Consider the following 11488-nt stretch of genomic DNA (forward strand, 5'->3'; position numbering starts at 1 on the left):
GCAGGGTGCGGGCCTTCGTTTTGTGGATCAGGCGCCGAGGCGCTTCGCCAGGTTCTGGTCCAGCGTGGTCATGAACTCGTCCGTGGTCTGCCACGGCGCGTCCCGGCCGATCAGCGCGGCCAGGTCCTTCGTCATCTGGCCGCCCTGGACGGTGTCGATGATGACCTGCTCCAGCGTGTCCGCGAACTCCGAGACGGCCGGCGTGCCGTCCAGCTTGCCGCGGTGCGACAGGCCCCGGGTCCAGGCGAAGATCGAGGCGATCGGGTTGGTGCTGGTCTTCTCGCCCTTCTGCCACTGCCGGTAGTGCCGGGTGACCGTGCCGTGCGCGGCCTCGGCCTCGACGGTCTGGCCGTCCGGCGTCATCAGCACGGAGGTCATCAGGCCCAGCGAGCCGAAGCCCTGCGCCACGGTGTCGGACTGCACGTCACCGTCGTAGTTCTTGGCGGCCCAGACGAAGCCACCCTCCCACTTCAGCGCCGCGGCGACCATGTCGTCGATCAGGCGGTGCTCGTAGGTGATGCCGGCCGCTGCGAACTCGTCCTTGAACTCGGCCTCGAAGACCTCGGCGAACAGGTCCTTGAACCGGCCGTCGTACGCCTTGAGGATCGTGTTCTTGGTCGACAGGTAGACCGGGTAGTTGCGGGACAGGCCGTAGCGGAACGAGGCCCGCGCGAAGTCCCGGATCGAGTCGTCGTAGTTGTACATCGCCATGCCGACGCCGCCGCCGGGGAACTTGGCGACCTCGAACTCCATCGGCGCGGAGCCGTCGTCCGGCGTGAACGTGACGGTCATGGTGCCCGGGCCGGGCGCCACGAAGTCGGTCGCCTTGTACTGGTCGCCGTGGGCGTGCCGGCCGATGATGATCGGCTTGGTCCAGCCCGGCACCAGGCGCGGCACGTTGGACATGATGATCGGCTCGCGGAACACGACGCCGCCGAGGATGTTGCGGATCGTGCCGTTCGGCGAGCGCCACATCTTCTTCAGGCCGAACTCCTCGACCCGCGCCTCGTCCGGCGTGATGGTGGCGCACTTGACGCCGACGCCGTGCGTCTTGATGGCGTTCGCCGCATCGATCGTGATCTGGTCGTTCGTCTCGTCGCGCTTCTCGACGGACAGGTCGTAGTACTCCAGCTCGACGTCGAGGTACGGCAGGATCAGCTGCTCACGGATCTGCTTCCAGATGATCCGGGTCATCTCGTCGCCGTCGAGCTCCACGACCGGCTTGTTTACCTTGATCTTCGCCATCCGCCGGCGCTCCTCTCGGGGGCAGGTGCCCTTTCGCGAACTGTGGATTCTCAAGCAGTACGAGCGTACTGCAACGGCCTCGTGCCTGCCCTGCGGGCCCCCATCAGTCAAGCACCAGGCCCGACACGCCCGGTGGACAAACGGACTTTCCCGAAATGTCGCCTAGGTTGGAAGGTGTCGCCCGTTCACCGACCTCCAGCCACGATCTCGGCGCGGGGACGCGAGACCACCGGGCCTCATACGTTCCAGCTGGGGGCAGCACGCCATGTCGCTACCGTTCGCGCGTCCGGTCCGCCGGCGTGGTGTGCTCGCCGGGCTGGCTACCGGACCGCTGCTGCTCCGGCCCGGGCGTGCTCGCGGCGCCGGCGGACCGCTGCCGGACGGGCTCTTCGCGCTCGGCGTTGCCTCCGGCGACCCGCTGCCGGACGGCGTGGTGATCTGGACCCGGCTCGCGCCCGTCGCCGGCGGCATGCCGGACCGGGCCGTCGAGGTCGACTGGGAGATCGCCGAGGACGACCTGTTCCAGCGGGTGCGCCGGCGCGGCACCGCCTACGCCGAGCCGGAACTCGGCCACTCCGTGCACGTGGACGTGCGCGGCTTGCGCGCGGCCGCGGACTACCACTACCGGTTCCGGGCCGGCGCGGAGATCTCGCCGGCCGGCCGTACCCGCACCGCGCCGGACCCGCGCGCCTCACCGGACCGGCTGCGGTTAGCGTTCGCCAGCTGCCAGGACTACCAGGCCGGCCAGTACACCGCGTACCGGCACCTGGCGGCCGAGGACCTGGACTTCGTGGCGTTCCTCGGCGACTACGTCTACGAGACGCCGCCGGACCCGGGGGCGTACCGGATGCACGAGGGTATCGGGGAGCCGTACACGCTGGACGAGTACCGCGGCCGGTACGCCCGGTACCGCGGCGACCCGGACCTGCGGGCGGCGCACGCGGCGTTCCCGTGGATCGTCACGCTCGACGATCACGAGGTGGACGGCAACTGGGCGGACGAGGTGCCGAAGGACCCGGGTGCGCAGCCACCGGAGGTGTTCCGCGCGCGCCGGATCGCGGCGTTCCAGGCGTTCTACGAGCACATGCCGCTGCGCCGGGCGTCGCTGCCGCGCGGGCTGGACATGCGGGTCTACCGGCGGCTGCGATTCGGCGATCTGGCCGGCGTGCACGTGCTCGACACCCGGCAGTACCGCAGTGACCAGCCGGCCACGCTCGCGGCCGCGGAGGACCCGGCGCTGAGCATGACCGGGCCCACCCAGGAGCGCTGGCTGATCGACGGCCTGGCCACGTCCGGCACCCGATGGAATCTGCTGGCCAACCAGGTGATGTGGGCGTCCAACGACCGCCGGGCCGGGCCGGAGCGGCGGTACTCGTTCGACAACTGGGACGGCTACCGGGTGCAGCGACGCCGGCTGCTCGAGTTCCTCGGCTCGGACCGGGTGGCCAACCCGGTCGTGCTGACCGGCGACCGGCACTGCACCTGGGTCTGCGACCTGCGGCCGGACTTCGACGACCCGGCGTCACCGGCGGTCGCGGCCGAGCTCACCGGCACCTCGATCAGCTCCGGCGGGGACCCGGACACGGTCGCGTTCCACGCCGCCTACGACCCGGTCATGGCGGAGAGCCCGCACTGGAAATACATCGACAACCGGCGAGGGTACGTGGTGAGCGAGCTGACGCCCGAGCGGATGCGCTCCCGGCTGCGCGTGGTGGACAGCGTCTGGGCCGACGACAGCCCGATCCGCACGGCGGCCGAGTTCGTGACGGAGGCCGGGCGGCCCGGCGTCTCGGTCGCCTGGCAGGAGCCGGCGACCTACGCGCGGGCCCGCGCACACGACGGCCCGGTCTTCAGCGTCCACGACGACCGGGACGCGTTCCCGCTCCGCCGCTGACCGGGCGGCTCGGCGCCGGGTCTTCGGTGACCAGCGGCGGAACCGGAAGGGAGGCCGCCCGCGGCCGACCGGTGCCCGCGGGAGCATACGGGCAGCACCACGCCGGAAGCGGGAAGATCAAAGCTCTTGATCTTCGGTCTCCGGAACGGCGAAGCCGGGCCCGCTCGTCGCAGGCCCGGCTTCCGCACGGTGGATCAGAGGTTGGCGACGTCGGCCTGCTTGGTGCGGACCGCCTCGGCCGCGGTCTTGAGGTCGGCCAGCTCGGCGTCGGTCAGCGTGGTCTCGACGACCTTCTTGACGCCCTCGGCGCCGATCTCGGCCTCGACGCCGAGGTAGACGCCGGAGATGCCGAACTCGCCGTCGACCCAGGCGCAGACCGGCATGACCGCGCCGGAGTCCTCGGCGACCGCCTTGGCCATCCGGGCGGCGGCGGCGGACGGCGCGTAGTAGGCCGAACCGGTCTTGAGCAGCGCGACCACCTCGGCGCCGCCGTTGCGGGTGCGGACCACCAGCTCCTCGATCTTGTCGGCCGGGAGCAGGTCGGCCAGCGGCTTGCCGTCGACCGTGCAGCGCGACGGGACCGGGACCATGGTGTCGCCGTGCGAGCCGAGCGTGAGCGTCTTGACGCTGCTCACCGGCACGTTGAGCGTCTCGGCCACGTTGTTGGTGAAGCGCGCGGTGTCCAGCATCCCGGCCTGGCCGAGCACCCGGCTCTTCGGGAAGTTGGTGGCGATCTGGGCGAGCGCGGTCATCTCGTCGAGCGGGTTGGAGACCACGATGATCACGGCGTTCGGCGCGTGCTTGGCCACGTTCTCCGCGACGCCGCGGACGATGCCGGCGTTCACCTCGAGCAGGTCCATCCGGCTCATGCCGGGCTTGCGCGGCAGGCCGGCGGTGATCACGACGACGTCGGAGCCCGCGATGGCCTCGTAGCCCTCGCCGCCCTTGCCGGTGGTCTGGCCGACGACCTTCGTCTCGAAGCCCTCGATGGCGCGGGACTGGTTCATGTCCAGCGCGAGACCCTCCGGCTTGCCCTCGACGATGTCCGTGAGGACGACGGTCTCGAAGATGTCGTACTCGGCGAGGCGTTGCGCGGTCGTCGAACCGTAGAACCCGGCGCCGACGACGGTGACCTTCTTGCCCATGTCGCGTCACTCTTCTCTGGACGAGGCGGTTTTCCCGACCGTATCAATCGGGTTACGTGTTACCTCCGCCGGTCCAATGATCGTTAAGTAAGCCACCGGACACCGCCCGTATGTGACGCTGCGTCCACTTCCCGCCTCTAACGCTCCGTAACCCAGACTGTGTCACTTCCCACACTGTGAGCTTTGCAGCGGTCACAAAACAGTCAGTCGGGCATCAACCTCGCGTTGATCCAACCCTCCGAGACCTGGCCGTTTAGTCCAAATAATGGTGCATAATGCCTATTAACCACTTGGGTGATTGTCGCGGCCCGCTACCAGGGTGAGCAGGGATAACGCAAGTCGATGGAGGCGTGCTAGGGCATGTCGCCGTAAAGCACCGATTTGTGGGAGGGACGGACCCGCCCTACCTTTGCCCGGGCGTTGCTCAGCGTTACTCACACAGGGGCGAAGCTGCGCAGCGTAAGGAAACAAGGAGGCACCATGCAGGTCCGCAGATTCGCGGCCTTGGCCGCTCTCCCCGTCGTCACGTCCCTCGGCCTGGTCGCGTGCGGCCAGAGCGGCGACGATGCGAGCGAGAGCAACCCGTCCGCGATCGTCTCGATCGAGATCGCCGAACCTCAGCACCTGGTTCCGACCAACACCAACGAGACCTCCGGGTCGCAGGTGCTGGCGGCACTGTTCACGCCTCTCGTGAGCTACGACGAGGCGAACAAGCCGGTCGAGGACGCGGCCGAGTCGATCACCTCGACCGACAACACGGTCTGGACGATCAAGCTCAAGGACGGCTACACCTTCCACAACGGCGAGAAGGTCACGGCCGACAGCTACATCAACGCCTGGAACTACGGCGCGTACGCGCCGAACGCCCAGGGCAACTCATACTTCTTCGAGAAGATCGCGGGCTACGCGGACCTGCAGTCGACGGACCCGGACGACGACGGCCCGCAGAAGGCGCCGGCGCCGAAGGCGAACAAGCTGTCCGGCCTGGCCAAGGTCGACGAGCTGACCTTCACCGTGACGCTCGGTGCGCCGTACGTCGACTTCAAGACGATGCTCGGCTACACCGCGTTCTACCCACTGCCGGCCGCCGCGTTCTCGTCCGAGGGCGTCCTCGCCGAGGGCTACGAGGAGGCGCCGATCGGCAACGGCGCGTTCAAGATGAACGGCACCTGGCAGCACGACGCGAAGATCGAGGTCGCGGTCTACGACGCGTTCCCGGGCGAGAAGCCGAAGATCGCGGGCGTGGAGTTCCGGATCTACCAGCAGCTCACCGCGGCCTACGCGGACGTGCAGTCGGACAACCTGGACGTGCTCCGGACGATCCCGACCGAGAACATCACCACCGCGCCGACCGACCTGGGTGACCGCTACGCGACCAGCCCGGCGTCGACGTTCCAGTTCCTGGCGTTCCCGACGTTCCAGCCGGACTTCGCGAAGCCGGAGGTCCGCAAGGCGATCTCGATGGCAATCGACCGCGACGAGATCATCAAGTCGGTCTTCAAGAACTCGCAGCAGTCCGCCCGCTCGTTCGTGTCGCCGGTCGTCGGCGGCTACCGCGAGGACACCTGCGGCGCCTCCTGCCAGTTCAACGCGGCGAACGCGAAGACGGCGTACACCGCGGCCGGTGGCCCGGCGACGATCAAGATCTCGTACAACGGCGACGGCGGCCACAAGGACTGGGTCGACGCGACCTGCAACCAGCTCAAGACCAACCTGGGCATCCAGTGCACCGGTGTGGCCGAGCCGAAGTTCGCCGACCTGCTCAGCAAGGTCGAGAAGAAGCAGGACGTCGGCATGTTCCGGATGGGCTGGGTCATGGACTACCCGTCCATGGAGAACTACCTCGGCCCGATCTTCACCACCAAGGGTTCCTCGAACTACTACGGGTACAGCAACCCGGAGTTCGACGCGCTGGTCGCCGAGGGCACCAAGGCGGCGGACGAGGACGCGGCCATCGCGAAGTACCAGGCGGCCGAGGACATTCTCGCCGTCGACATGCCGGTGATCCCGCTGCGCTTCGGGCAGAACAACTTCGGTTACTCGACGAAGGTGCGCAACGTGGAGCTCGACCTGTTCCAGCGGATCGACCTGCACAAGATCGAAGCGGTCAGCTGACCAGCTGGGCGTGACGGTGGCGGCGTCACCGGCCCATCAGGCCGGGACGCCGCCACACCTCTATCTTCCCGGCGCGTGTCCTCCCCCTGACCCAGGGGACGCGTCGCCCTCTCTTGGGGGTTCCCTCACGTGATTCGCTACCTCGTGCGGCGCCTGCTTCAGGGCGTACTCACGTTTTTCGGGGCCACGTTCGTGGTCTACGCGCTCATGTTCGCCAACCAGAACGACCCGCTGCAGGCGCTCGCCGGTGAGCGCCCGATCTCGGACAGCGTCCGGCAGACGCTGACCGAGCGTTACCACCTGAACGAGCCGTTCATCGTCCAGTACGGCTACTACATGCGCGGCATCTTCCAGGGCGACTTCGGCACGTCGCTGACCAACCGGCCGATCTCCGAACTCCTGGAGAACGCCTGGCCGAACACCGCCCGGCTCGCGGTGATGGCCGTGATCTTCGCGGCGCTGATCGGCATCGTGGCCGGTGTCGTCGCGGGTATCCGGCGGACGGGCATCTTCGACCACACCACGCTGATCGTCACACTCGTGCTGATCTCGATCCCGATCGTGGTGCTGGCCCCGTTGATGCAGCTGTTCTTCGGTGTCGAACTGCGGTGGTTCCCCGCCACCGCGGGAGCCGACCCGGACTTCTACGCGCTGATGCTCCCGGCGATGGTGCTGGGCGCCGGCTCACTGGCCACGTATTCGCGGCTCACTCGTACCTCGGTGGTGGAGAACCTCCGGGCCGACTACGTGCGGACCGCGAAGGCGAAGGGTCTGACCCGGAACCGGGTGATCGGTGTGCACGTGCTGCGGAACTCGCTGATCCCGGTGATCACCTATATCGGTGTCGACCTGGGTGGTCTGATGGCCGGCGCGATCGTGACTGAGGGTGTGTTCAACATCCCGGGTGTCGGTTCGCAGCTGTTCCGGGGGATCACCACGGAGGACGGCCCGCTGGTGGTCGGCTTCGTCAGCATCCTGGTGATCATCTTTATCTTGGCCAACCTGATCGTCGACCTGCTCTACGCGGTCCTGGACCCGAGGATCCGGTATGAGTGACATGCAATCGGTGGCCGCCACCGAGGTTCCGTCCGCGGAACGGGCCCGCAGTCTGGGTCAGGACGCGTGGCGGGATCTGCGGCACAATTGGATTTTCTGGTTCGCCTCGGCGATCGCGTTGGTCGTGATTTTGATGGCGATCGTGCCGTCGTTGTTCACGCCGAACGATCCGGCCGATTGTGCGTTGTCGCGGCAGCACGCGCCGGGTAGTGGGTGGGCGTTGTTCGGGTACGACTTCCAGGGTTGTGACATCTATGCCCGTACGGTCTACGGTGCGCGTGCCTCGATCTGGGTGGGTGTGCTGTCCACGGCGCTGGCCTCGACGGTGGGTTTGATCTTCGGGCTGTCGTCGGGGTTTTTCGGTGGCTGGCTGGACGCGATCCTGTCCCGGATCACCGACATCGTGCTCGGCATTCCGCTGCTGCTGGCCGCGATCGTCCTCGGCAAGCGCCTGGCCTCGGCCGACACCGGTGGTTCGTCCGGCCTGATGGCGGTCGTGGTCGTGCTCGGCATCCTGGGCTGGACCACCGCCGCGCGCGTGATGCGGTCCTCGGTGATCTCGGCGAAGAACCAGGACTACGTCGCGGCCGCCCGGATGCTCGGCGCGGGGAACTTCCGGATCATGTTCCGGCACATCCTGCCGAACGCGATCGCACCGTTCATCGTGGTGCTCACGATCGCGCTCGGGCAGTTCATCGCCACCGAGGCCACGCTGTCGTTCCTCGGCATCGGCCTCAAGGGCAACGCCATCTCGTGGGGCATCGACATCTCGACCGCGTCGAAGCACGTTCGTGAGTCCGCTCCGCCGCTGGTCGCGCCGTCGATGTTCCTGGCGATGACCGTGCTGGCGTTCATCATGCTCGGCGACGCCATCCGCGACGCCTTCGACCCGAAGCTGCGGTGACCCCCATGCCTCCTGCTGCAAAACACCTGCTCGAGGTCAAGGACCTCTTCGTCGAGTTCAAGAGCCGGGACGGCGTCGCCAAGGTGATCAACGGCGTCTCGTACCACCTGGACGCCGGTGAGACGCTCGCGGTGCTCGGCGAGTCCGGCTCCGGCAAGTCGGTCACCGCCCAGGCGATCATGGGCATCCTGGAGATGCCGCCGGCCCGGATCCCGTCCGGCCAGATCCTCTACAACGGCGTCGACCTGCTCAAGCTGCCCGAGGACAAGCGGCGGGAGGTGCGCGGCAAGGAGATCTCGATGATCTTCCAGGACGCGCTCTCCGCGCTGAACCCCGTCTTCCCGGTCGGCTGGCAGATCGGCGAGGTGCTCCGCAAGCGCGAGGGCAAGTCCCGGGCCGACGCGCGCAAGCGGGCGATCGAGCTGATGGACCTGGTCAAGATCCCGGCCGCGAAGCAGCGCGTCGGGGACTACCCGCACCAGTTCTCCGGCGGTATGCGGCAACGCGTCATGATCGCGATGTCGCTGGCGCAGGACCCGAAGGTGCTGATCGCGGACGAGCCGACCACCGCGCTCGACGTCACCGTGCAGGCCCAGATCATGGACCTGCTCGGCGACCTTCGCCGGGACCTCAACATGGGGCTGATCCTGATCACGCACGACCTGGGCGTGGTCGCGGACGTGGCGGACCGGATCGCGGTCATGTACGCCGGCCGGATCATCGAGGAGGCGCCGGTCTACGACATCTACGAGGCACCGGCGCACCCGTACACCAAGGGTCTGCTCGCCTCGATCCCCCGGCTCGACCAGCGCGGGCAGAAGCTGGCGACGATCAAGGGCCTGCCGCCGAACCTGGCGAACATCCCGTCCGGCTGCCCGTTCCACCCCCGCTGCCCGTACGCCCAGCCGGTCTGCCGGGAGCTGGTCCCGGCCAAGCACGTGCTCGGCCCGCGGTACAGCGCCTGCCACTTCGCCCAGGAGGTAGTCAGTGACCAGCGCTAGGGGGACCGCAGCCATGGGTTCGGCCAAGCCGGCGCCGCAGCATCACCCGCGGCACGGTGAGGTGCTGCTCGACGTGCAAGGCCTGGTCAAGCACTTCCCGATCAGCCAGGGCGTGGTGTTCAAGCGCAAGGTCGGCGCGGTGCAGGCGGTCGACGGCGTCAGCTTCCAGCTGCGCCGCGGCGAGACGCTCGGCGTGGTCGGCGAGTCCGGCTGCGGCAAGTCCACGCTGGCCAAGCTGCTCATGCGGCTGGAGACGCCGACCGCGGGCAAGGCGCTGCTGGAGGGGCGGGACATCTACTCGCTCGGCGGCACCGAACTGCGCAAGCTCCGCCGCAACGTGCAGATGGTCATGCAGGACCCGTACACGTCGCTGAACCCGCGGATGACGGTCGGCGACATCATCGGCGAGCCGTTCGAGATCCACCCGGACGCGGCGCCGCGCGGTGACCGCCGCCGGCGCGTCCAGGAACTGCTCGAGGTGGTCGGCCTCAACCCGGAGCACGTCAACCGGTACCCGCACCAGTTCTCCGGCGGTCAGCGCCAGCGCATCGGCATCGCCCGCGCGCTCGCGCTCCGCCCGCAGATCATCGTCTGCGACGAGCCGGTGTCCGCGCTGGACGTGTCCATCCAGGCGCAGGTGATCAACCTGCTGGAGCAGCTGCAGGACGAGTTCGGGCTGTCGTACATCTTCATCGCGCACGACCTGTCCGTGGTCCGGCACATCGCGGACCGGGTCGCGGTCATGTACCTCGGCAAGATCGTCGAGCTGGGCTCCGAGTCGGAGATCTACGAGCGGCCGACGCACCCGTACACCCAGGCGCTGCTCTCCGCGGTGCCGGTGCCCGACCCCCGGGCGCGCAACCACCGCGAGATCATCCGCCTGGACGGCGACGTGCCCTCACCGGCCAACCCGCCGTCCGGTTGCCACTTCCGCACGCGCTGCTGGAAGGCGCAGGACATCTGCGCCGCGCAGGAGCCGCCGCTCACCATCCGGCCGGCCGACCCGCACCCGTCCGCCTGCCACTTCCCGGAGCTGCGCCACCCGGTGGCGTAATTCGGTTGCTCTCCCCGAACCGGGCGGGTGGTCTGTCCACCATGACCATCCGCCCGGCTCATCCCGACGACGCGCCCGCGCTGGTCGCGCTGCGCCGTATCGTCTTCCCCTACCTGGTCCGCGGCGAGGCCGCGACCCGGCGCACGCTGGTCTCCCCGCCGCCCGGCTCGTCCATGGCCTCGTTCGTCGCGGTCTCCCCGGCCGGCGAGATCGTCGGCTTCGCCGCCGCGTTCCGCAACACCAGCACCACCTCGCGGCACGCGGGCCAGATCTCGCTGCTGCACGTCCACCCGTCGTTCCGCGGTCGCGGGTACGGATCCGCGCTGCTGCGCGCGTCGATCGAGCATCTGCGGGCGGCCGGGCTGCGCGACCTGCGGGGCTACGTGCTGCCGTCGTCGCTGCCGTTCGCGACCGCGCGCGGGTTCACGGCCGGCCGCGAGATGCGCTACTCCGCGCTCGACCTGACCGCGCCGCTGCCGGCCGCGCCGGAGCCGCCGCCCGGCTACACGCTCGCGCCGGTCTCCGCGCTCCCCGCCCGCGCGCTCTACACGGCCGAGGTCGCCGGTGCGGCGGACGAACCCTCCGACGTCGCGCCGGACGCGCTCACGTTCGAGAACTGGCGCTACGACGTGTGGGAGGACCCTGGGCTGGACAAGGACGTGAGCTTCGTGGTGCTCGCGCCGGGCGGTGAGGTGGCGTCGCTCTCGCTGCTGCAGCGCGACGGCGACCGGTGCTGGTCGGACATGACGGCCACGCTCCCGGCCCACCGAGGCCGGGGCCTGGCCCGGCTGGCGAAGACGGTGGCGCTGTCCCACGCCGCCGCCACGGGCGCCACCACGGCGTACACCTCGAACGACGTGTCGAACGCCCCGATGCTCGCGATCAACACCCGCCTCGGCTACCGCCCCACCGCCTCCACCTGGTCCGCCCTCACCACCCTCCCCGCGTAACCCACCCGCAAGCCCACGCCGGACCCGGGCGCCGCGCGCCCGAAATCTCACGCTATGGACAACCCCGCTCCACTAGCGAGGAGGAGGAGTGCGGCGAGCGGGGCAGCGGAAATCGGGCCGGGTG

The 11488-nt window shown here is 68.9% G+C and carries 9 protein-coding genes; 7 read left to right on the forward strand and 2 right to left on the reverse strand.

Going from position 1 to position 11488, the window contains the following annotated elements; translation table 11 throughout:
- Positions 1-27 precede the first annotated feature (27 nt).
- The gene (locus tag J2S42_RS18475; protein ID WP_307240834.1) at positions 28-1245 is read right to left on the reverse strand and encodes an NADP-dependent isocitrate dehydrogenase; all 1218 of its coding nucleotides are present in this window, start codon (positions 1243-1245) and stop codon (positions 28-30) included.
- A gap of 265 nt (positions 1246-1510) precedes the next feature.
- Between J2S42_RS18475 and J2S42_RS18480 the strand changes: the two genes are divergently transcribed.
- Positions 1511-3139: an alkaline phosphatase D family protein gene (locus tag J2S42_RS18480; RefSeq protein WP_307240836.1), complete on the forward strand. Its 1629-nt coding sequence runs from the start codon at positions 1511-1513 to the stop codon at positions 3137-3139.
- 194 nt (positions 3140-3333) lie between these two features.
- Here J2S42_RS18480 and mdh read toward each other — a convergent pair whose 3' ends face one another.
- Positions 3334-4284: a malate dehydrogenase gene (gene mdh / locus J2S42_RS18485; RefSeq protein WP_307240838.1), complete on the reverse strand. Its 951-nt coding sequence runs from the start codon at positions 4282-4284 to the stop codon at positions 3334-3336.
- Positions 4285-4764: 480 nt separating this feature from the next.
- On the opposite strand from mdh, the gene J2S42_RS18490 reads away from it, so the two are divergent.
- The 6 genes from J2S42_RS18490 (at position 4765) to J2S42_RS18515 (ending at position 11364) form a co-directional block, all read left to right on the forward strand.
- Positions 4765-6399, forward strand: a complete 1635-nt coding sequence (locus J2S42_RS18490; RefSeq protein WP_307240840.1) for a peptide ABC transporter substrate-binding protein — start codon at positions 4765-4767, stop codon at positions 6397-6399.
- A 129-nt stretch (positions 6400-6528) separates the two neighbouring features.
- A complete protein-coding gene (locus J2S42_RS18495; RefSeq protein ID WP_307240842.1) occupies positions 6529-7455 on the forward strand; it encodes an ABC transporter permease in 927 nt (308 codons plus the stop codon).
- Positions 7448-8359: an ABC transporter permease gene (locus J2S42_RS18500; protein WP_307240844.1), complete on the forward strand. Its 912-nt coding sequence runs from the start codon at positions 7448-7450 to the stop codon at positions 8357-8359. Before J2S42_RS18495 ends, J2S42_RS18500 begins: the two co-directional genes overlap by 8 nt.
- Before the next feature lie 5 nt (positions 8360-8364).
- Complete coding sequence (locus tag J2S42_RS18505) at positions 8365-9360, forward strand: ABC transporter ATP-binding protein (protein ID WP_307240846.1); 996 nt, start codon at positions 8365-8367, stop codon at positions 9358-9360.
- Between the two features lie 13 nt (positions 9361-9373).
- The gene (locus tag J2S42_RS18510) at positions 9374-10414 is read left to right on the forward strand and encodes an ABC transporter ATP-binding protein (RefSeq protein WP_307240848.1); all 1041 of its coding nucleotides are present in this window, start codon (positions 9374-9376) and stop codon (positions 10412-10414) included.
- A 41-nt stretch (positions 10415-10455) separates the two neighbouring features.
- Positions 10456-11364 (forward strand): GNAT family N-acetyltransferase, encoded by a 909-nt coding sequence (locus J2S42_RS18515; RefSeq protein ID WP_307240851.1) that lies wholly within the window; start codon positions 10456-10458, stop codon positions 11362-11364.
- Positions 11365-11488 lie beyond the last annotated feature (124 nt).

Origin of the sequence: Catenuloplanes indicus (genome assembly GCF_030813715.1) — a bacterium.
GTDB classification, from domain to species: Bacteria; Actinomycetota; Actinomycetes; order Mycobacteriales; family Micromonosporaceae; genus Catenuloplanes; species Catenuloplanes indicus.